Source organism: Collinsella aerofaciens ATCC 25986 (assembly GCF_964259375.1).
Lineage (GTDB): Bacteria > Actinomycetota > Coriobacteriia > Coriobacteriales > Coriobacteriaceae > Collinsella > Collinsella aerofaciens_BO.
Genome location: NZ_CAXVJM010000002.1, coordinates 80,956 through 103,495, shown reverse-complemented (window position 1 = coordinate 103,495; position 22,540 = coordinate 80,956). Strand labels below are relative to the sequence as shown.

Genomic DNA, 22,540 nt, shown 5'->3' with positions numbered 1-22,540 from the left:
TGTAGATGTAATAGATAAGGAGTCCAATGCAGACGACTCCGATGATGGGAATGAGGATGTTCATTCACCGCCCCTTTCACGCGCGGTCCGATGCCTCGGACGCCTGCTCTCGCAAGCGCCTGGGGACAGTAAACGCTTCTAGGGATTAAAGAGGCGTGAGGGCTGGGGCTCACGACCTTAAGATGCCGTAAAGATGCAGGTAGAAAGCACTATTGCTGCTGCAGTGCGCCTATACTCGACCTCGCGAGCATACAGTGGCGTCCTCACCGCGTATGCACGCATGGACAACGCTTCAGAAAGGCTACGCTATGCAGCGCGACGCATCGGACACTCGCGTCAATCCAGACCTCATCCTCAAGGCAATTGAGAAAGACGAGGTCGCCGATGACGCTCGAACCAGCCGGGGACACCTCAAGATTTTCTTTGGCTACGCTGCTGGCACGGGCAAAACCTATGCAATGCTTCAAGCCGCCCGCGCCGCCAAGCGGCGAGGTGTCGACGTCGTCGCGGGATACATCGAGCCGCACGAACGTCCGGCAACTGCCCATCTTGCACAAGGGCTTGAGAACGTGCCCTATAAACTCATCGAGCACAACGGCATTACGCTCAACGAGTTCGATCTAGATGCGGCTATCGAACGCGCCCCTCAGCTCATCCTCGTCGACGAGCTCGCCCATACGAATGCACCGGGGTCTCGCCACGACAAACGCTATCAAGACGTCGAGGAACTTCTACATGCGGGCATCGACGTCTATACGACCGTGAACGTTCAGCATATCGAGAGCCTAAACGACATGGTTGCATCCATCACCGGCGTTGTCGTGAGCGAACGAATCCCCGACCGTATCTTCGATGATGCCGACCAGGTCGAGCTCGTCGACATAGAGCCCGAAGACCTACTTGAGCGCCTTCGCGCCGGCCTCGTCTACCGTCCCGCACAAGCCGACCGAGCGCAACAGCATTTTTTTACCGTCGAGAACCTCACCGCACTCCGAGAAATCGCGCTGCGCCGCTGCGCCGATCGCACCGGCCACCTCACAGACGCCGCACGCGTGCTGGGAAACCGTGACTACTACACCAGGGAGCGTATCTTAGTCTGCGTCTCCCCGGCGCCGACCAATCCCCGCATCGTCCGTGCCGCCGCACGCATGGCGAAAGCGTTTCGCAGCGAGCTCGTCGCCCTGTTCGTAGAGAGCCCGCGCACACAAGCCATGAGCGATGATGAGCGCGCCAAGCTTGCAGCCAATATCGCCCTAGCCGAGCAGCTCGGAGCACATATGGAAACCGTCTATGGCGACGACGTCGCGTTTCAGATCTCCGAGTTCGCGCGCCTGTCGGGTATTTCGAAAATCGTCATGGGGCGCACGGGCGAGCACAGCAGCGTCCGTCAGGCTCTCTTCGGCCGCAAATCTCTCGTAGAACAGCTCATAACATTCGCCCCGAACCTCGACATTTACATCATTCCAGACCAGTCGACTCCGCCCTCCCGGCCCAAAGGACGCCGCCGTGCGCTCGCCCCGCAGCCGCCCAGCAGCCGAAACGTGCTTCGCACGCTGGCCCTCTCTCTTGTCGCCACGGCGATCGGCACGGCTTTCCGCCATCTGGGATTTGCCGATTCCAGCATCATATCCCTCTATATCCTCACGGCCCTGCTGACCGCCGTCACCACGACGGGGCGTATCTGCACGATCGTATCGAGCGTGCTCTCTGTAGTGCTTTACAACTTCTGCTTCGTCACGCCTCTGTTTTCGCTCGCCAGCTATGACCGAAGCTATCTGGTCACGTTCGGCATCATGTTCGCTACCGCTATGGTCGCCGGCGAGTTAACTGCGCGCATCGCCGACAACGCCCGTACCTCCGCCGAGAACGCATTCAAAACGCGTGTACTCCTCGAAACGAACCAGCTCTTGCAGCAAGCCCATAGCGCGGAGGAGTGCGCCCGCGTCGCCATGAACCAACTCGTCAAACTGCTAAAACTCGACGTGGTCTTCTACACCGCCGAACACGGCACGCTCGGCAAGACGCTCTATGAGTCCGCCGGCACCGAAAACCGATCCGCGTCGCTGTTCACCGACTACGAGCGCGCCGTTGCAACCTGGACCTACACCAACAACAAGCGCGCAGGCGCAAGCACGCGGACCCTGCCTGAGGCGCGCTGTCTCTACCTCGCGGTTCGCACCGGCGACAAGGTATTCGGTGTCATCGGCATCGACCTGGAGGGGCGCGAGATCGAAGCCTTCGAGCATTCGATCGTCCTATCTATCGTGGGTGAATGCGCCTTGGCGCTCGAAAGCGACCGGGCGGCGCAAGAGCGCGAAGAGGCTGCGGTCTTGGCGAAAAACGAGCAGCTGCGCGCCAACCTTTTGCGCTCCATCGGCCACGATTTGAGGACACCCCTCACGGCTATATCCGGATCTGCGGCAATCCTTCGGAAGAGCGACGAGAAGCTCAGCCTCGAACAACGCTGCGATCTTGCCGATGCCATCTACGACGACTCCCTCTGGCTTATCGATACCGTGGAGAACCTCCTCGCCATCACACGCGTCGAGGACGGCACCATTCGCCTCAACTTAACATCCGAGCTTATCGACGAGGTCATCGAGGCCGCCCTCAGCCATGTCGCCCAAGCATCGCATGGACGCGCCGTCACCATCGAGCACACTGACGACATCCTGCTGGTACGCATCGACGTCCATCTCATCATGCAGGTGCTTACGAATCTCATCATGAACGCCTTCAAATACACGCCCGAGAACTCGACTGTCACCATCAGCGCACGTCGCGAGGGTGCGTTCGTCGTGGTGGACGTCGCAGACGATGGGCCGGGTGTGGCAGACTGCGACAAGCCTCATATCTTTGAGCGCTTCTTCACCTCAAGCAATACGCGGCCCGTGGATTCGCGCCGAAGCATCGGCCTTGGGCTGTCGCTCTGCCGCTCCATCGTGGAGGCGCATGGCGGCGTCATCGAGGTTCGCGACAACCACCCCCATGGGGCCATCTTCCGTTTTACCCTGCCCGCCGAGGAGATCGAGATTCATGAATAATGCCGCTAAGCCACGCATCCTCCTGGTCGAAGATGACCTGACCGTTCAAAACCTCGTTTCGACCGCACTTGACCTCCACGGCTATGTCGTGAGCAAGGTTTGCAACGGCCAGGCCGCCATCATGGATGCGGTGTCGCACGGCCCCAGCCTCATCATGCTCGACCTCGGCCTTCCCGACATTGACGGTATCGAGGTCATCACGAAGATCCGAAGCTGGTCGGCAGTCCCCATTATCGTCATTTCGGCGCGCACCGAAGATTCCGACAAGATTGCAGCACTTGACGCAGGGGCAGACGACTACCTCACCAAGCCCTTTTCTGTGGATGAGTTGCTCGCGCGCGTCCGTGCGAATTTGAGGCGCTCCTCGATGGCGTCGAACGAGTCGACAGAAGCAAGCACGTTCGACAACGGTCCGCTGCATATCGACTACGCCGCGGGATACGCGACGAAAGACGGATGCGAGCTCTCGCTTACCCCGACCGAGTACAAATTGCTCGTCCTTCTGGCGAAAAACGTCGACAAGGTGCTCACCCACACCTTCATCACCCGCGAGATATGGGGCACGAGCTGGGACAGCGATCTGGCGAGCCTGCGTGTGTTCATGCGCACCCTGCGCAAGAAGATCGAGGCAGACCCCTCTCACCCCAAGATGATTCAGACGCACATGGGTGTCGGGTACCGCATGCAGCGTCTCTAGCCCACCCCACAAAAGTGAAAAACGCCCCGCGAACGGATGCTCGCGGGGCGTTTAGATGTCTGGGCCTTACTTGATACCGCGGCTCAAGTCTTCGGCCACTTTGTCTACGCCCTTAAGCGCAGCGCAGGTCTTTTTGTTGGAGCAATGCCCGGTGCAAACGCCACCCTGAGCACAGTCGGCACAGGTGCCCTTGCGATAGATGCGCACGCACACGGCGACAAACGCAATACCGATTACAGCCAGAACAACAATATCGATAGGTGCCATAGCAAGCCTCCTCTAGTTAACCGACACTTACTTTACCCCATCCTCCACCTACCAATAAGGGACAGGTTTATTTTGGTCGGTTTTATCTGCGGAAACGCCACATCTCCCCCACCAAAAAAGCCCGAGTGTCGCTGGGACACCCGGGCTCGTGAAAAGGGGCTAATCCTTATTCGGACTTAAGCGGAAACTGCGGCGGAGGCAGTGTTGGTCTCGTCCTCGTCGGTCCATGCATGTTTGGGCATGGGGCGGAAGATCTGGAAGAGCATCGCAACCAGCAGCACGATGGCCACAATCGTCCAGATACCAAACTGTCCAAGAACAAGCAGGTTATAGAACTGGTTGATGAATAGGCCAATGACCCAAGCGAAGGCGCACTCGTAGCCGATGGCAATCGCGGTCCACTTGCCGGAGTCCATCTGGTTGCGGATGGTGCCAATGGCGGCAAAGCACGGAGCGCACAGCAGGTTAAAGGCGCCGAAGGCAACGCAGGCGCCCATGGTGGGGAACATGCCGGCAAACGCGGTCCACAGGCTCGGATCGGTCTCGCCCGCGTCGGCGACGGACAGCAGCGAGCCGGCGGTGGCGACGACGTTCTCCTTAGCGACAAGGCCAGAGAAAGTCAGCGCAGCTGCCTGCCAGGTGCTAAAGCCGAGCGGGGCGAAGATCCAGGCAACCAGGTTGCCCAGCATGGCGAGCACGGAGTAGTCCATATACTCCTCGGGGATGCCGTCCATCGCAGGCAGGAAGCCAAAGGCACCGTTATAGCTACCAAAGTTGGAGAGGAACCAAACGACGACGGTGGATGCGAAGATGACCGTACCCGCCTTCTTGATAAAGGCCCAGCAGCGCTCCCACACGTGCAGCGCCCAAGAGCGGATCGCCGGGAAGTGGTAGGCAGGGAGCTCCATAACGAACGGCGTCGGGCGACCGGCAAAGAGCTTGGTCTTCTTGAGCATGAGGCCCGAGGCGATGACGGCAAAGACGCCCAGGAAGTAGAAGAGCGGGCTGATCCACTTCGCGGTGGTGGAAGAATCGCCGATGATGGAGCCCATGAGCAGGGCGATGATCGGCAGCTTGGCGCCACAGGGAATGAACGTGGTGGTCATGACCGTCATGCGGCGGTCCTTCTCGTTCTCGATGGTCTTGGTAGACATGACGCCGGGGACGCCGCAACCCGAGGACACAAGCATGGGGATAAAGGACTTACCGGACAAGCCAAAGCGGCGGAACACGCGGTCCATGATAAAGGCGACGCGGGCCATATAGCCGCAGTCCTCCAGGAAGGACAGCATCACAAAGAGCAGGAACATCTGCGGGACGAAGCCGAAGATGGCGCCCAGGCCGGCGACGATGCCGTCGCAGACCAGCGAATCGACCAGGCCACCGTCCTCGGTGCCACCCGCCACGAGGGCGTCGTGCACCATGGTGGTGATACCCGGGACATAGGGGCCGTACTGTGCCGGGTCGACCGAGTCGGCGTCGTCACCCGCGGCCTCGACAGCCTCATCGTAAGCATCGCGGCCCTGACCGAGCACATACCAACCGTCGGTGCCAAAGAGCTGGTCGTTGGTGAAGTCGGTCACCGTGCCGCCCAAGGTGGAAACAGCGATGTAGTACACACAGAACATAATGACTACGAAGATCGGCAGGCCCAGAATGCGGTTGGTAACCACGTAGTCGATTTTCTCGGAGGTGCTCATCTTGGCCGGAGCCTTGGTGAGGCACTCATCGATGATGTGCGCGATGACGCCATAGCGCTCACCGGTGATGATGGACTCGGCATCGTCGTCGCAATCCTGCTCGCACTGAGCGATCAGCTCCTCCACGCGAGCGGCCTTCTCCTTGGTGAGGTTGATGAGTTTGCAGGCGTCCGTATCACGCTCGAACAGCTTGACGGCGTAATAGCGGCGCTTGTTGGCCGGAACGCTCGCCGGCAGGTTGTTCTCGATGTGGTCCAGAACGTCCTCGATGGAGGAGTCGAACTTGTGCTCCGGCACCTGGCCCTTGGAAGCAGCGGACTTTTTGACCTGCTCGAACAGTTCCTTAATACCTTTGTTCTTAAGGGCCGAAATCATCATGACCGGGCAACCGAGCTTCTTGGACAGTTTGGCGGTGTCGATCTTGTCACCGTTCTTCTCGACCAAATCGGCCATATTGAGGGCAACGACCACGGGCAGGCCGGTCTCGATAACCTGAAGCGCCAGGTACAGGTTGCGCTCGAGGTTGGTGGCGTCGACCACTTGGACGACAACATCGGGCTCGCCGCTCATGAGGTAATCGCGCGAGCATTGCTCCTCGGGGCTGTAGGGGGAAAGCGAGTAGATGCCAGGGAGGTCCGTGATGGTAACGTTCTTGTCGCTTAGGAGCTTGGCCTCCTTTTTCTCAACCGTGACACCGGGCCAGTTGCCAACGTAGCCGTTAGCGCCGGTGATCAGGTTGAAAAGCGTGGTCTTGCCGCAGTTGGGGTTACCCGCCAGCGCGACATGGATCTGAGAATCCGCCATTCAATCCTTCTTCCTTGTGTGCCTGCGCTGCTTTCTCCGCGCAGGCTGGATAATGTGCTTCAAAGATGCTGCATTAAGTTAGAAATACCTAACTTAATCTGCAGAAATATACGCCGCGAGCCCTTACTGGACCTCGACGACGGCCGCCTCCTCCTTGCGGATGGAAAGCTCGTAGCCGCGCACGTTGATCTCGACCGGATCACCGAGCGGTGCAACCTTCACGACCTTGAACGAAGTGCCCTTGATGAGCCCCAAGTCCATAAGGTGGCGGCGAAGCGCACCCTCACCGTGAAGCTTGACGATGGTAGAGCTCTCGCCCACCTTAACGTCACCCAACGTCTTCATCCTCTTGTCCCCCTTTCGGTTTTTATGAAATGCTGCTGACTAACCGACGGTCATGATGTGCATGGCAACCTTGGAATCGATGCCAAAGCGTGCGCCCAGCACCGTGACGATGATATTGGCACCACTCGAGCTCACCACGTGGATTTCGTTGCCCTCGACAAAGCCGAGGTCCTTGAGGTGGTGTTTCATGTCCTCATTGCCCTTTACACGAGACACGCGCACGGTTTCGCCCGCTTTTACCATCGAAAGCGGCATGGCCGGCATCTGCGGTCCGCAAGACATGAGTGAGCTCCTAACGTCGGTTCGTCCTCAACATCGACGCAGCAAAAGTTAACCACGTCTATGTTCGCTACAGTAAACTAACACGTGGTTAACTTTTTGGAAAGGGTCCCTATTCAGTTTTCGAAAAAGTTTCCTATACGAAACAAAAAGGCGCGGCAAAGGACCATCCTTTACCGCGCCCTATCATGCTTAGAGCGAGAGATTTCTGATCGATGTGACACAGGAGGCCTCATCCACGCCCGAAACGCGGAACACGATGTCCTCGCCACATTCGCCACAGAGTGCCATGAGCCCTATAACGTCGCGGCCATCGACATGACGATTGCCAATCGAAACCGACACGTCACTACGATGCTTGGCGATAATGTCATAAAGCAGCGCAACCGGGCGGGCATGCAATCCCAACGGATCTTTAATCGTCTTCGTAAATTCGACCATGTCCCCTCCCACGACATCGCACATTCGGCCGGCAACCCCAGCCACGTGGTAGCTATTGTAGCGTTAGATGCTTGTCGAGAGCTCCTCTGAGCACCTCGTGGGCAAAAAGTGGCAAATATGAGTACTGCCACCAATTTAGTAGCAGCAAAATCGAGAGCAAATTGCTTACTTTAAGCGATTCGAAGAGGTTGAAAGCCGTCAAACGCCCTTTAAAGGGGGTTAGATAAATTGATTTTGAGCCCATTTTCGCTCAGAGCAGGCCGAAAAATATGACACCTCTTTTGCAACAGTACTCATATTTGGCATTTTTTGCCCACAGAGTCCAAAATCCATGCCCCAAAACACAAAAGGAGGGGCCTCGTAAGGCCCCTCCCTAGGAAAGGGAATCGATTTATTCCACAGCCGTAGATTAATCCTAGCCGCTACTCCATCATATCGAGGACGGAAGGGCGAAGCTCGTTCTCGGCGGCCTCGGGATCGGTCTCGCGCAGGCGGTTGATGTAGCGGTTGTACCACATCACGGCAAGGCCCAGGAAGACAACCACGCCGCCAACGTTGTAGACCAGCGTCAGCCACAGAGGCTGATCAAGCGGAATGGTGCCGCAGATAAGCACGAAGCAGAAGACCACGAGCAGGAAGGCGGCAACGACCAGGCCAAAGCTGCGCGAGCCCATGCGGAAGCCACGGGGAGCAGCGTCGAAGTTCTTGCGCAGCATAAAGTAGGCAAGCAGGATCAGCAGCGGCGGGAGCAGAGCGGTGGCAGCCGTCATGTTGGTGACAATCATGAGCAGGTCGTCGAGGTTACCGGAGCCCAGGGCCGGGATGATCAGGATGGGGACGACGATGGCGAACTGCAGCCAAGCAGCGCGGGCAGGAATGCCATGCTCGTTGAGCTCGACGATCTTGCTACCAAAGACGCCCTTGGGGATCTCGGTGAAGAAGACCTTGATGGGAGCGGAGGTCCACATCATGAGGGAACCCAGCGTAGCGGCGAGAAGGATCAAGCCGATGACGCGCGTGGACACTTCCATAGGAATGCCAAAGTGGGCAAAGACAGCGCCGAACACGTCGAAGATGCCGGTGGAGATGGCAACGCTGCCCTCGGGGATGAACAGGTTAACCAGCAGCGAAGCGCCTGCATACAGAAGGCCGATGGTCAGGCCGGCGATAACGACGGTGCGCACGAAGGCCTTGACGCCACCCTTAAGGTCGTTAAGGAACACGCCGACAGACTCAGCGCCGCCAACGCCCTGGATGATCCAGGCAAGCGTACCGAAGAAGCCCCACGCAGTTGCGAAGTTGCTCATGTCGGGAGCCATGTTAGCGGGAGTAGGAGCCGTAGCGAACTCAACGCCGCCAAGGGCAGCAGCCAGGGACAGCAGGATGAACACGGCGGTCAGGCCGAGAGCCGCGGTCGAACCGAAGGAGGAAATGGAGCCGATCCACTTAGCGCCCTTGGTCGAAACCCACGTGGCGATAGCAAAGACGACGATCTCGATAATGGTGATCCACAGCTGCGAAAGCTCGGCGTTGGCACCAAAGAACACGTAGCTCGCGTAGATGATGACGTTGGGCAGGACGGACGCAAAGAAGAACAGGTTAACGAACCAGTAGCTAAATGCCGTCAGGAACGCCCAGCGACCACCCATCGAGGTCTTAACCCATGCGTACACGCCCGACTCGGAGTCCTTGTTGAGGCCGACGAACTCGGCGGTAACCAGGGTATAGGGGACAAAGTACAAAAGCGTGGCGAAGAAGAACGACGGCGCAGCTGCCAAGCCGATGGCCGCGTTGTTGTTGATGATGTTCTTGATACCGAACACGGCGGCGACCGTCATGCCCAGCAGAGCGAACGAACCGATCGTTCCTCGTTTTTCAGAGCTCATAAGCCCTCCCAATCATCTATTAAATGTCATCCAAAACCGTCCGAGCCGCAAGTGCAATCGCGGACGGCGCACCTGCTAAGGGGAATGGGGAAAAGGGAGTCAACAAAGCCATCCCCCTTAACGGCGCGAAGCAAACGTCCAGGTGGACGAATACTACTTGTTGGGGAAGGAATATCCTTCAACCGTCACGTGCAGCACCACGACGCGGGGATCCGTGGCATCGGACACGACACGGTATGCCTCGTCGATCTCGACGACGGCAACGTCGCCGGCGGGAATCGTCACGGTCTCCCCCGCCCCCTCAAAGCGCTCGCGATCATCGATATCGCTGTAAGCGCGGGTGCAGGTGAGGCCTGCCTTGGGGGCAACCTCAACGGTCAGGTCGCCGTCGAGCGGAGCGAGCACGGCATGGTAGCGACGGTGACCGACCAGATCGGCGGTTGCGGCCTCGCGGGCATAGACCCACCAGTACACCAACGAGTCGCCGATGGAGTAAGCCACGTCGTGCTGTAGGTCGGCAACGCCATCGAGCGCCTGGCCGGTGCGCATCCACTTCTTGACGGACTTCATCTGAGCGTCGAAATCGGCGCGCGAGTTAAAGACATGCATGGCTTATGCCTCCTTAATGGGTGCCAGCGCCTGAGCCAGATCGGCAGACGTCAGCGGTCGCAGGGACACCTCAAAGCTGAAGCTCTCAAAACGGGTGCGATAGGAATCGAGCACCTCGGAACCCCAAGAGTTCGAGCCAAGGCCGAGCAACTGGTCGTTGATGTTGACCGTGACCGTATCGCCCTTGACAAGGTCGTAGACGTGCTTGGCGTTATCGATGGCCTCGCAGCTATAGGGCCATGCCGAGAACGAGAACGGGTTGGAAGCGGCGTCGCTCGGACGCGTCACGACCAGACCGTCACCGTGGCTAGAGCGCAGGGCAACCCAGCGGGTACCCTCGCGGTTGGCGCAGTCCTGAGGCATAACGTAGGGCGTGAACATGTCGTCAACCATGGTGCGGTAATGACCGACCGGGTTGGCACGCAGCGAGTCCGGATAGTTCTCACCCGGACCGTGGCCATACCACTCAACGGCACGATCGCAGCCGGGAACCTCGAAGGAGATGCCGATACGCGGGATGATATCCGAGTAATCGCCGTAGGGATCGCCGGAAACCTTGAGGTCGACGCGACCGCTCGGAAGCACGGTATAGACAAGCTCGACACGCATGCCAAACGCGCGGACGGGAGGAGCGATGCGCTGGCTCACGGTAACGACGACCGCATTGCCGTCCTGCTTCCAAGAGACCTGGCGGGTGGACGTCTGCATCACATCGATGAAGTTGTCCTTCCACAGGGAGTCGTACTCCTGGGCGTGGTTGTCGACAAGCGGATGCCAGAAGCCCACCTGAGGACCGGAAGCCATAACGTCGCGGCCGGATGCCTTCCAGGTGCTGATGGTGCCGTTGATCTTGCTGAAGACCACCTCGCCGTTGAGGGAGCGAATGCAGATCTCCTGCTCGGTCTCCTCGACGGTAAGCTCGGGGCGAACGGGGGCTGCAATCGCCGGTGCCGGATGGTTGGCGATGGCAAACTGGCTCGCACCCAGCTGGAACATCGGCTCGCACCAGGCGTGGGCCGCCATGGTGTAGGCGTGCACGGTCAGCAGGGTCTCGCCCACCGCGGCCTCGCGAACCACCAGCGGAAGATGGACGGATTCACCAGGCGCCACCGCGCCGGGCATGAGCGTCTTGCGGCACACAACATCGCCGTCTACCAGGGTCTCCGCCGACAGGCAGACATCCTCGAGGGTGGTAAACCAGCGCTTGTTTGTGACGATCAGCTCGCCCGCCTCGGCGTCGTAGGCCATGCGAACCGGGCAGATGACCTGGCCATACTCAGTGAGGCCGGGGCTCGGCTGCTGCCAAGGGAACACCATGCCGTCGATGCAGAAGTTGCTGTTGTTGGGGTAATCGCCGTTGTCGCCGCCATACATATCGTAGGCAACGCCGTCCTCGGTCACAGCGGCCAGACCGTGGTCGCACCATTCCCAAATGAACTGGCCCTGGATGCAATCCCAACGATCGAAGACCTCCTGGTACTCGGACAGGCCTCCGGGGCCGTTGCCCATGGAGTGACCGTACTCGCAGTTGATGCGCGGCTTGGGGAACGGATGCTCGCCAAAATCGTTCATCTGCGACACGCGGGAGTACATCGTGGAAATGACGTCGACGGTATCGGCGTTGCGGTCCTCCTCGTAGTGAACCGGACGATCATCGAGCTCATGAGCCTTGGCGTACATCGCACGAATGTTGCAGCCATAGCCGCTCTCGTTGCCCATCGACCACATAATGATGCAGGCGTGGTTGCGCTCCTGCATCACCAGACGCTCGACGCGGTCGACGTAAGCCGGCTCCCATGCCGGGTCGTCGGTGACCAGGGCAATGTTGCCGATATTCTCGAAGCCGTGGCTCTCCATATCGGTCTCGGCGACCAGCATGATGCCGTACTCGTCGCACAGCTCGTAGAAGCGCGGGTCATTAGCATAGTGAGAGGTGCGCACCGCATTGATGTTGTGCTGCTTCATGAGCTCCAGGTCGCGGCGCATGCGATCGAGACCCACGGCGCGGCCCTTGTGATCGTCGTGATCGTGGCGGTTAACGCCATGCATCTTAAAGTAGGTGCCGTTGAGGTAGATATGGTTGCCCTCGACCGTCACCTCGGCAAGGCCCTGGCGATGCGGAACGTACTCGCTGACCTCATCGCCGTCGTAGACCTCAAACGTAAGGTCATAGAGGAAGGGGTCCTCGGGGTTCCAGAAGTGGGCATCGGTTACGTTGAACTCGGCATGGCCGTCGACGCACTCGCCCGTAGCCACCACGTTCTCGCCATCGCTGAGCGTAAACACAACGCGAGTAGCACCCTCGGTCACCGTATCGAGCGCAATCAGAGCGGCATTGCCCTCGCGGTGCGTACGGAACCTAAAGTCGACCAGGTGCGCGGCAGGACGCTGCATAAGGTAGACATCGCGGAAGATACCCGAGGCCCACCACATATCCTGGTCCTCGATATAACTGCCATCGCTGTACTGCAGGACCTTGACCGCAAACAGGTTGTCGCCCTCGACAAGCGCATCGGTCACGTCGAACTCGGCGGACAGGCGCGAGCCCTTGGTCATGCCGATAAACTGGCCGTTGACATACAGCTCGCCATAGCTCTCGATGCCGTCAAAGCGAATGATCTCGCGAGCGCCGGCGGGAACGGCGGGAAGGTTGACGATGCGCTGGTAAACGCCCGTGGGGTCATCGGAGGGAACAAACGGCTGATCCACCGGGAACGGGAAGCCCTCGTCGGTATAGGCAAGATTGCCATAGCCATCTACCTGCCACAGGTGCGGAACCTCCACGTGATCCCACTCGGGCTCGTACGTAGAAAGATTCTCGTTGGAAACGGCAGCAGGACCCTCAAAGAGGCGGAACTGCCACGAGCCGGACAGCTGGACAAACCCGCGCGACAGCTCGCGGCTGTACGTTGCAGCGAGATCGGCGGTCTCGTAACCCATAAAGTACGCATGGGGTGCCAGGCGGTTCCTGTGGGTGAGCGCTTGGTTTTCCCAATCGTTAATGGCGTCCATGGTGATGCTCCTTCGTCATCGTAGTGATTCTTGTGCAACCGGTTGTCCTTATCTTACGGGCGATGCAAAAAACTGTGCAACCGGTTGTCCGCTGAACGGTCGATTTGGTCGGGTTAACGGTGCAACCGGTTGTACAACCGGGACACTTATGTCACCCTGAGTATCGACACTCAGCGCAAGACATCGTTCTTAAGCTCGTAGGCAACCACCACGCCCGCTGATATCTCACCCACACGAGACGTATTCGATTGTGGCTTGGTTGCAAAACGACACCGGTCACCGGATATCATGAACGCTGTTCAGGCGCACTATAGTAAGCTGTATCCGCACCAGCCCGTATCAGCGACAACATCGACCGCATTCTCCAGGAGACGCCATGACCCAACCAGTTCGCACCGCACCTACGCTTGCCGAGGTTGCCGCAGCTGCCGGCGTGTCGCGCTCCACGGCATCGCGCGCTCTCAACGATTCGCCCCGCATTAGCGAGGAAACCAAAAAGCGCGTCCGCGCGGCGGCCAAGGAAGTCAATTTTGTCCCCAACGCTCGTGGCCGAGCGCTCGCTGTCGGGCGCACGGAAATCATCGCCGTGCTCGTGACCGAGCCCCTAAGTGAACTCTTCAGTGACCCCACCTATAGCGAATTTTTGAGCGGCATTACCGAGGAACTGTCGGAGTCGTCCTATCTGCCCGTTATCTTGCAGGCGTCTTCTACGCATGAGCGCAACCGCGCACGCGAGCACTTTGAGCGCCGCTCGTTCGACGCCGTGATCGACGTCTCCCCCTACAAGGGCAGCGAGCTGCTCGAGGTGCTGCGCGAGCTGGGCGTACCCACCGTGTTGTGCGGCCAGCTCGAGGGCCACCCCTATCGTGATGTGTTCTCGACGGTCTACTCTGACGACGAAGAGGGCGGACACTTTGCGGCACTCGCCATGAAGGAACGCGGGCGCAAAGATATCGTCGCCGTGTTGGGACCGCAAGACAACCCCGCTGTTGTCGACCGCCTGCGCGGCTACCGTGCCGTCTTGGGCGAAGACCTCCCAGACGCAAACGTTATCTATACCGGCTGGAACAACGGAGACGGCTATCAGGCCATGCACCAGATCCTCGCGCGCGAGATTGCTTTCGATGGCGTGCTCTGCGGATCGGACCGTATCGCGGCCGGCGTCATCACCGCACTCAACGAGGCAGGCCTATCCGTTCCGGCGGACGTTTCTGTCGTCGGCTTCGACGATCACGAGATTGCGACGCGCTGCGTCCCCGCGCTCACGACCGTCCGCCAGCCCCTGCGCGAAGAAGGCCACATGGCCGCCAACATTGCGCTCGACATGATCAAGGGTGCCGAGCCCACCACCTCCGTGATGCACATGCAGCTGATCCAGAGAGACTCGCTATAAGAAACTGGGGCAGGCTTTTCGCCAGACAGTTGTTGCGGAAAGCCTGTCCCGTTTTGAGCGCTCGTTCTGGGGCACAGTTTCCGTTAGACAGCTCAACCGGAAACTGTGCCCCATTATTTTGCCGAATTCTGGGTCGCGCTTTCCCAGAGGACCCCCTTTGGGAAAGCGCGACCCGTTCCGGACGCAGATTCCGGGATGCACTTTCCGCGACGTCCGGTCATCCCAAGCCCCCACAATCTCCGCGCATAAAAAACGAGGAAAGGCACACGTCCTTCCCTCGTTGCGGGCAATATGTAGCCACTCGCCTACATCAGGCGCAGGCTGACGTCCTTGAGCTGGGCGCCGGAAACGGCACTCGGAGCACCCGACATGAGGTCGGAGCCGCTGGCCGTCTTGGGGAACGCCATGACGTCGCGGATGGAGTCGGAACCGACGAGCAGCATGCACACGCGGTCCAGGCCCAGAGCGAAACCGCCCATCGGGGGCGCACCAAACTTGAGGGCCTCCATGAGGAAGCCGAACTGAGACTCGGCACGCTCCTCGGTAAAGCCCAGGAGCTTGAGCATGGACATCTGCATCTCGGCGTTGTGGATACGCATACCGCCGCCGCCGGCCTCAAAGCCATCCATGACAAAGTCGTAGGTGCACGAGCCGGCTGCCAGGGGATCGGCCTCGATCTTGGCGATGTCGGTCTCGGTCGGCAGAGTGAAGGGCTGGTGCTCGGCAGCGTAAGCCTTGCGGTCCTCATCCCAGTGGAACAGCGGGAAGTTGACGACCCACAGGAAGTCGTGACCCTCACGCTGAATCTCGAGGGCGTTGGCCATGTGCGAGCGCATGCCGCCCAGGATCTCGTCAGAGAGCAGGCGCGGACCGGCGGCGAACATCACAAGGTCGCCGGGCTCGACGTCCATGCGCTCGCGCAGAGCGGCCATCTCCTCGTCCGAGAAGAACTTGACGATGGGGCTGTTGATGGAGCCGTCCTCGCGGAAGGCGATCCAGGCCAGGCCCTTGGCGCCAAACGTGGAGGCCACGCCGGCGAGCTTATCGATCTTGGCACGTGCCCAGGCACCGGCGCCCTTGGCGTTAATGGCCTTGACGACAGAGCCTTCCTCGTTTGCGGCAGTCGCAAAGACCTTGAACTTGGAGTTGGCAAAGATGTCGGTTAGGTCGACCAGGTGCATGCCATAGCGGGTATCGGGCTTGTCGGAGCCATAGGTGTCCATGGCCTCCCAGTAGTCCATGCGACGCAGCGGCGTGGGCATCTCGACACCCATGCGACCGAAGGCATCGGCAAGAACCTCTTCGAGCGCGCTCATGACATCGTTCTGGTCCACGAAGGACATCTCGATATCGACCTGGGTGAACTCGGGCTGACGGTCGGCACGCAGGTCCTCGTCGCGGAAGCACTTGGCAACCTGGTAGTAGCGCTCAACGCCACCGACCATGAGCAGCTGCTTCAGAAGCTGCGGGGACTGCGGCAGGGCGTAGAAGTTGCCCGGCTGGATGCGGCTGGGAACGATGAAGTCGCGGGCGCCCTCGGGCGTGGACTTGAACAGGGAGGGCGTCTCGACCTCCATGAACTCACGGTTGTGCAGTGCCTCGCGAATGGCAAAGGTAAAGTCGGAGCGCAGCTTGAGGTTGGCCATCATCTCGGGACGGCGGAGGTCCAGATAGCGATAGCGCAGGCGGGTGTCCTCGCTGGTCTCGATGCCGTCCTCGATCTGGAACGGCGGGGTGACGGACGTGTTGAGCACCTCGGCGTGGTCGGTCAGGACCTCGATCTCGCCGGTCGCGAGCTTGGTGTTGGTGGTCTCCTCGCCACGGGCGCGCACGACGCCGTGAATCTTGATGGGCCACTCGGGACGCATGGTCTCGGCGATCTTAAAGGCATCGCCATCGGAGTGCTCGGGGTCGAAGGTGAGCTGCGTAATGCCCTCGCGGTCGCGAAGGTCGCAGAAGATAAGGCCGCCGTGGTCGCGGCGACGGCTCACCCAACCGGTGAGGGTGACCTCTTCGCCCACGTTCTCGAAGCGAAGCTCGCCGCAGGTACGGGTGTGCATGGAATGCTCATCGATGGGACGGGTCTGGCTCATACCAGTGATCCTCCTTTATGGATCTGTGCCGCCCCGTGTCGTTCCGGGCGGCGTCGTACAGATTTGCCCAGCCTGCGTAAACCGCGCAGCCGGACATGGCGTTCTATCTTATCGCACCTGTGTCGATGTACCGCGAAAAAGTAGCTCTTGCCCAAAGACTTGACGGAGACGAAACAATTGACGCGGCCTGGCCGTCGCCCAGGCGCGCCGCGTGCGACAATGTGCCCCAATACAACTGCACTCGGAAAGGCCCGCCATGACTGCACGCCTCATCGTTATGGATATCGACTCCACGCTCATCAACCAGGAAGTCATCGACCTGTTGGGCGAGGAAGCCGGCGCGGGAGAGCAAGTTGCACAGATCACCGAACGCGCCATGCGCGGCGAGCTTGACTTTAAGCAGGCGCTCGAGGAGCGCGTGGGGCTGCTTGCCGGCTTGGATGAGAGCGTGTTCGAGCGCACCTTTGAGCGCGTGACGTTTACTCCCGGCGCGCTGGAGCTTGTGCGCTCGGCGCACAGCAAGGGCTGGAAGGTCGGCGTGGTGAGCGGCGGCTTCCACGAGGTCGCCGACAAGATCGTGGCCGCCGCGGGCATCGATTTTTGCCTGGCCAACCGTCTGGAAGTCGTGGACGGCAAGCTCACGGGTAAGCTGGCGGCAGACATTGTGACCAAGGAATCCAAGCTCATTCAGCTGCTAGATTGGGCAGTTGAGTGCGGTGTCGACATGGCCCACACCGTCGCGATCGGCGACGGCGCCAACGACATCCCCATGATTCAGGCCGCGGGCACGGGCATCGCGTTTTGCGCCAAGCCCAAGACGCGCGAAGCCGCCCCGTTTGCCATCGACGAGCGCAACCTGATACTCGCCATGGATATCATCCTGCGCGACTAGTCGATCCTTCTAACAATAGAATCAATTCCTCTATGTCTAGTTTCCGAACAATTTTGTCTTAGTGTTCGGAAACTTGCCCTTGAGTGCTAGACTTTGCACCGTCGAAGGGAACATATATGGATAAGCGAGATCTTGAGCAATTGCTGAGCGATGTTGCCGACGGAGCAGTCGCCCCGGCAGTCGCCCTCACGCGCATCCAGACGGCGCCGACCGCCGATCTGGGTTTTGCGCAGCTCGATCTTTCGCGCGGGGTGCGCCAGGGAGCCGGCGAGGTTGTCTACGGTGCCGGTAAAACCGCCGAGCAAATTGCCGCCATTATCAAAGCATTACTCGATGCAGACCAGGAGCGCATCCTGGTCACGCGCTTGGATGCCGAAAAAGCCGCGCGCACCGCTGAGCTTCTCGGCAACGACATCGACCTGGGATATGTCCCGGACGCCCAGCTCGCCCTGGTGGGTGGCAAGCCCTCCCCCACCGGCAACGGACGCGTTGTCGTCGCCTGCGCCGGCACGAGCGACCTGCCCGTCGCCGAAGAGGCGGCACTGACGGCCGAGTTCTACGGCAACGAGGTCGACCGCCTCTACGACGTGGGTGTCGCCGGCCTGCACCGCCTGCTCGCTCATGCCGAGGAACTTGCCCAGGCGCAGGTGGTCATCGCCATCGCCGGCATGGAAGGCGCCCTGGCGAGCGTCATCGGAGGCCTTGTGAGCTGTCCGGTCATCGCCGTCCCCACCAGCGTGGGCTATGGCGCGAGCTTTGGCGGCGTGGCCGCACTGCTCGCCATGCTCAACTCCTGCGCCAGCGGCGTTTCGGTCGTCAACATCGACAACGGCTTCGGTGCCGCCTACCAGGCAAGTCTTATCAATCATCTGAGCGCTGGTACGCCCTGCGCCCGTTAAGGAGCATTCCATGTCCAACCATCAGCACACGCTTATCATCGACGGCACCTCGGGCATCAGCGGCGACATGACCGTCGCGGCCCTGCTCGACCTGGGCGCCAGCGAGGAGCATCTGCGCGAACAGCTCGCCACGCTTCCGGTCGATGGCTTTGAGATTGCCGTTACACGCGTAAACAAGCATGGCATCGACGCCTGCGACTTTGACGTTCAGCTGGCAGAGGAGCTCGAGAACCATGATCACGATATGGCCTGGCTCTACGGCAACGAAGCAGCTGCCGAGCACACACATGAGCATGAGCACCACCATCATGCCCATGGTGAGCACGAGCACCGCCATGGGCACGCGCGTGACCACGACCACGACCACGACCACGAGGGTCACCATCACGCCCACCACCACCATCACCGTTCTTTGGCGGACGTCACCGCCATCATCGATGGCTCGCAGATGAGTGATGGCACCAAGCGTCACGCGCTCGCCATCTTTACCGCGCTCGCCGCCGCCGAGGCCAAGGCCCACGGCAAAACGCCCGAGACCGTCATGTTCCACGAGGTAGGCGCCATCGATTCCATCGTCGACGTCTGCTCGGTCGCCATCTGCCTCGATGACCTGGGCGTCGAGGATATTGTCGTCGAGTCGCTCTCCGAGGGTCACGGCACCATCCACTGTGCCCACGGCCTTATGCCCATCCCGGTGCCCGCCGTCGTCAACCTATGCCAAGCAGGCAATATCGCCCTCACGCCCGCACCGGTCGCCGGCGAGCTCGTAACGCCCACGGGCGCCGCCATCGTCGCCGCACTGCGCACGTCCGAGCATCTGCCGGCCCGCTACCGTATCGAGGCCGTCGGCTACGGCGCCGGTAAGCGCCCCTACGAGGGCTGCTCCGGCACGCTCCGTTGCCTGCTTGTTCACGTGGATGCATAGCCATGGATGCCCGCAAAACCAAAAGCCGCGCCGCTATTGTCACGGCGTTTTCCGAGCTCCTTCGCGAGGAGGACTACGGCAAGATCACCGTCGGCGACATCATCGCGCGCGCTCACGTAGGCCGCGCGACATTCTACGGCCTCTTTAAGAGCAAAGACGACCTACTATCCGAGCTCGTGAGCGACATCTGCACCCACGCCCTCGACGACGATGGCACACCGCTCGACGACCCACTCGTGCAGGTCGAGCATATTCTCAACAATCTCTGGGAGCGTCGCCAGGGCGTCCGAGCGCTGGTAGCCGGCGCCGGCTCACGCGTCTTCGCCGACTGCCTACGCAAGACCATCATGTCACGAGCAGCCGAAACCGTCCCCACCGACCCAAACGGCCCCGCCGCCACCATGGACCGCAGCTTCCTACTACACCACATAGCCTCAAGCTTCGTAGGAATGGTCCAATGGTGGGCCTGGCACAACTTCCAAGCCCCAAAAGAGAACGTAGCCAAAGACTACCTATCAGCCATAAAGCCCCTCTTCAACTAAGTAAGAAGCTCATCCCAAAGCATCGCCCCAACCCAGGCCACCACGCATCCCAAAGTGTCACTCACGCTTCAACGCCCCCAACAGCAACAAGCCCCTCCCATCCAAATTCAGATATATATATTGGGTTGCTTGTTCCAACGCGACCAAGATCCCGCAGCTGGCCGCATGGGGTAACTTCCCAGCGCATTCCGCAGGACGAAAGAACCCCCGCCGCACGAAGTGCGCAGCGGGGGTTCTTTCATGTCCGAGGACGCGCTGGGAAGTTACCCCATGCGGGCGGCGGACAACTATGTAGCCTCAGACTAGAACATGCCCAAGAAACCGTGCACAAACAGCGCGGCCAGAGCGGCACCGATAAACGGAGCGATGCCAGGAACGAGCAGGCCGTACTTCCAGTTGTTGTCAGCCTTGTTCTTGATCGGCAGCACCTGATAGGCCATGCGAGGACCAAGGTCACGAGCCTGGTTCATGGCGAAGCCAGTGATGCCGCCCATGCCCATACCAACGGCCCAAACGATCAGGCCGACGCAGATAGCGAGCATCAAAACGTTCTCGCCGGCGCGGCTAGCGGCAGCAAGGATGGCGCTGATGAACACGAAGGTGCAGATAGCCTCGCAGAAGAAGTTACGGGCATAGTTGGTGCCCTCGGTGGTGGGGTTGGTCGAGAAGATATTGCGCTGAGCAATGGGATCGATGACACCATCGGAAGCCTTGAACTCATCGGCATACATCAACCACGCGATCACGGCACCCGCAAAGCCGCCGAGCATATCGGCAACCATGAAGGGGATGCAGCTGCTCCACGGCACCAGGCCGACGATGCACTGGGCAAGCACCATGGCGGGGTTCATGCACACGGCGCCGCCAAAGATAAACAGGGCGACCGAGATGCCGAAAGACCAAGTGGTGATGGCAAACATATGACCAGAGCCCTGATACTTGGTGCCCTTGAGCACGGTGTCGCAGTGTACGCCCACGCCAAAGATGATCATGAGGGCCGTTGCGCCGAATTCGCAAAGGAGTTTGGTAAGCATAAAACCTTATCTTTCTTGTCGGTTATAAACGATTCGTTTGGGCCACGCACTAGTGCTGCGCGACGACAACGCCCAGGCCATCGGGAATGACGGCAACCTTGGCATCGGCACCCTTCATCTCAAAGGCGAGCTTGAGCGCCTCCTCGATAGTGTTGACCGGCGTCATGTGCATATCCTTGAGCATCTGGTGATCGCACAGGTCGGTGACCATGATCACGGGATGATGCGCCAGGATGCGAGCGAAGATCTGGCTCGTCCACTGGTCGGGCAGGGTCTCGTCCTTAGGACGGTCGATGCAGGCGCGCTCAAACTCTGCCGGATCGTTGTCGGCGATGTTGTGATAGAAGCCCTCGCCACCGTGACCGTCGGCACAACCGGCGACATCGATAATCACGCCGCCCTCGGGAAGCGTGGCCTCGGCAGCGCACATACCCTTCACGGCCTGATAGATGTTCTGATCGAGCGGGTAGCCACCGTTGGTGGTGATGGCGATCTCGCACTCGACGGGCTCAACGCCGGCAAGGCTCTTCACGAACTCGCAGCCAGCCTCGTGTGCCTTGTGAATGTCGCCGGCAAAGGAGCCGATGACCTCGTGCTTGCCGTTGAGCACCACGTTAAGCACAAAGGCAAGGTGAGCCATCTCGGCAGCGGCAAACATATCCTCGCTCACGTGGTTGTGGCACAGGTTGCCGGCACGCGAATGAGAATCGTTCACAAACTGACCGTTGTGGTTGTACATGATGGTCTTGTAGCTGGCGATGCCAGGCAGGACGGACTTGCGGCTACCAGAGAAACCGGCAAAGAAGTGCGGCTCAATAAAGCCCTCGGCAAGCAGCAGATCGCAATCGGCGGCAATCTTGTTGATGATGCACTCGCCACCAGAAGGCAGGGTGCCGATCTTTTTCATCATGCCGTCATCAGTCGCAACGTGCATAACGATTTCCTCGTTGGCAACGATCTCCTCGCCGTACTTGTTGACGAGCTCCTCGTGCGTCGACGGACGATGCATACCCGTAGCAACCAGAATGCGAACGCGCGCCTCAGGCGCAGCGGAATGGATGTGATGCAGCAGAATAGGCATCGTCACACGCGAAGGAACGGGACGCGTATGGTCGGAGCTAATGATGACAATATCCTTCTTGCCAGCACAAAGCTCCTCGAGCGAAGGCGAGCCATAAGGGTTGGCAAGCGACTCCTCTACCAGCTCTTCCTGCGATTTCGTGGTCTTAAACTCGTTTTGATGACCTTCCATCACACCCGCGAAGTTCTTATCCTCGAGCTCCAAATGCAACGTCTTGTGGTCAAACGGCAGTTCACATTCAAACAATGACGAGCGCCCTCTTCCTTTCAACTGACACACTAGATAAACCGTTGGAAGGATACGCCGCTCACCGAAAAACGCCACCGTCCACCGACTCATTAACACAACGTTCATATTTGGCCCACAACAAAACGGCCGCGATCCCAAACGAGACCGCAGCCGCTACAGTCGTAAGGCGCGAAGCGCACTTAATTCTCATCAGCCCCAATCCCCGAAGACCGAGGATAAAGGGACCCGATGGGTTTCCCTCTGAATGCATTCCGCAGCACGAAGCCCCCTTATCCGCAGCTCCGAAGGAGCAGGATAAGGGGGCTTCAAGTGCGAGGACGCATTCAGAGGGAAACCCATCGGGTCCCG

The 22,540-nt window shown here is 59.8% G+C and carries 18 protein-coding genes; 7 read left to right on the top strand and 11 right to left on the bottom strand.

From position 1 onward, the window contains the following. The first annotated feature begins 308 nt into the window (after positions 1-308). Together ACEXKH_RS01420 and ACEXKH_RS01415 are read left to right on the top strand one after the other, a co-directional pair. Entirely contained in the window at positions 309-3,044 is a 2,736-nt protein-coding gene (locus ACEXKH_RS01420) for an ATP-binding protein (protein ID WP_373572805.1), read from the top strand. Continuing rightward, positions 3,037-3,741 (top strand): response regulator, encoded by a 705-nt coding sequence (locus ACEXKH_RS01415; RefSeq protein ID WP_373572804.1) that lies wholly within the window; start codon positions 3,037-3,039, stop codon positions 3,739-3,741. The genes ACEXKH_RS01420 and ACEXKH_RS01415 overlap by 8 nt, the downstream gene beginning before the upstream one ends. Before the next feature lie 66 nt (positions 3,742-3,807). On the opposite strand, the gene ACEXKH_RS01410 is transcribed toward ACEXKH_RS01415, so the two are convergent. The 8 genes from ACEXKH_RS01410 to ACEXKH_RS01375 all read right to left on the bottom strand — a co-directional run bounded on the left by ACEXKH_RS01410 (position 3,808) and on the right by ACEXKH_RS01375 (position 13,084). After that, positions 3,808-4,008, bottom strand: coding sequence for a hypothetical protein (locus ACEXKH_RS01410; protein WP_373572803.1), 201 nt, complete (start codon positions 4,006-4,008; stop codon positions 3,808-3,810). Between the two features lie 176 nt (positions 4,009-4,184). Next, positions 4,185-6,512, bottom strand: a complete 2,328-nt coding sequence (gene feoB, locus ACEXKH_RS01405; RefSeq protein ID WP_373572802.1) for a ferrous iron transporter B — start codon at positions 6,510-6,512, stop codon at positions 4,185-4,187. A 123-nt stretch (positions 6,513-6,635) separates the two neighbouring features. Next, positions 6,636-6,857, bottom strand: coding sequence for a FeoA family protein (locus tag ACEXKH_RS01400; RefSeq protein WP_006234774.1), 222 nt, complete (start codon positions 6,855-6,857; stop codon positions 6,636-6,638). A 39-nt stretch (positions 6,858-6,896) separates the two neighbouring features. Continuing rightward, positions 6,897-7,139, bottom strand: coding sequence for a FeoA family protein (locus ACEXKH_RS01395; RefSeq protein WP_022094360.1), 243 nt, complete (start codon positions 7,137-7,139; stop codon positions 6,897-6,899). A gap of 189 nt (positions 7,140-7,328) precedes the next feature. Next, entirely contained in the window at positions 7,329-7,577 is a 249-nt protein-coding gene (locus tag ACEXKH_RS01390) for an HPr family phosphocarrier protein (protein ID WP_158558725.1), read from the bottom strand. A 422-nt stretch (positions 7,578-7,999) separates the two neighbouring features. Next, positions 8,000-9,463 (bottom strand): amino acid permease, encoded by a 1,464-nt coding sequence (locus ACEXKH_RS01385; RefSeq protein WP_373572801.1) that lies wholly within the window; start codon positions 9,461-9,463, stop codon positions 8,000-8,002. A 153-nt stretch (positions 9,464-9,616) separates the two neighbouring features. Then, positions 9,617-10,072, bottom strand: coding sequence for a hypothetical protein (locus tag ACEXKH_RS01380; RefSeq protein ID WP_373572800.1), 456 nt, complete (start codon positions 10,070-10,072; stop codon positions 9,617-9,619). A 3-nt stretch (positions 10,073-10,075) separates the two neighbouring features. Further along, positions 10,076-13,084, bottom strand: a complete 3,009-nt coding sequence (locus ACEXKH_RS01375; protein WP_373572799.1) for a glycoside hydrolase family 2 TIM barrel-domain containing protein — start codon at positions 13,082-13,084, stop codon at positions 10,076-10,078. Between the two features lie 376 nt (positions 13,085-13,460). Between ACEXKH_RS01375 and ACEXKH_RS01370 the strand changes: the two genes are divergently transcribed. Continuing rightward, positions 13,461-14,477, top strand: coding sequence for a LacI family DNA-binding transcriptional regulator (locus tag ACEXKH_RS01370; RefSeq protein WP_195239572.1), 1,017 nt, complete (start codon positions 13,461-13,463; stop codon positions 14,475-14,477). Between the two features lie 305 nt (positions 14,478-14,782). Here the strand turns inward: ACEXKH_RS01370 and aspS are convergent, their stop codons facing one another. Next, complete coding sequence (gene aspS / locus ACEXKH_RS01365) at positions 14,783-16,570, bottom strand: aspartate--tRNA ligase (RefSeq protein ID WP_373572798.1); 1,788 nt, start codon at positions 16,568-16,570, stop codon at positions 14,783-14,785. Positions 16,571-16,826: 256 nt separating this feature from the next. Here aspS and serB point away from each other — a divergent pair, with 256 nt between their 5' ends. The 4 genes from serB to ACEXKH_RS01345 all read left to right on the top strand — a co-directional run bounded on the left by serB (position 16,827) and on the right by ACEXKH_RS01345 (position 19,828). After that, entirely contained in the window at positions 16,827-17,462 is a 636-nt protein-coding gene (gene serB / locus ACEXKH_RS01360) for a phosphoserine phosphatase SerB (RefSeq protein WP_373572797.1), read from the top strand. Positions 17,463-17,578: 116 nt separating this feature from the next. After that, a complete protein-coding gene (gene larB / locus ACEXKH_RS01355; RefSeq protein WP_373572796.1) occupies positions 17,579-18,361 on the top strand; it encodes a nickel pincer cofactor biosynthesis protein LarB in 783 nt (260 codons plus the stop codon). Between the two features lie 10 nt (positions 18,362-18,371). Continuing rightward, positions 18,372-19,286: a LarC family nickel insertion protein gene (locus ACEXKH_RS01350; RefSeq protein WP_373572795.1), complete on the top strand. Its 915-nt coding sequence runs from the start codon at positions 18,372-18,374 to the stop codon at positions 19,284-19,286. Between the two features lie 2 nt (positions 19,287-19,288). Further along, positions 19,289-19,828, top strand: a complete 540-nt coding sequence (locus ACEXKH_RS01345) for a TetR/AcrR family transcriptional regulator (RefSeq protein WP_373572794.1) — start codon at positions 19,289-19,291, stop codon at positions 19,826-19,828. A 302-nt stretch (positions 19,829-20,130) separates the two neighbouring features. On the opposite strand, the gene larD is transcribed toward ACEXKH_RS01345, so the two are convergent. Continuing rightward, entirely contained in the window at positions 20,131-20,862 is a 732-nt protein-coding gene (larD, locus tag ACEXKH_RS01340; protein WP_373572793.1) for a D/L-lactic acid transporter LarD, read from the bottom strand. Positions 20,863-20,911: 49 nt separating this feature from the next. Further along, positions 20,912-22,189 carry a nickel-dependent lactate racemase gene (larA, locus tag ACEXKH_RS01335; protein ID WP_373572792.1) on the bottom strand — a complete coding sequence of 426 codons (1,278 nt, stop codon included), beginning with the start codon at positions 22,187-22,189 and terminating at the stop codon, positions 20,912-20,914. Positions 22,190-22,540 lie beyond the last annotated feature (351 nt).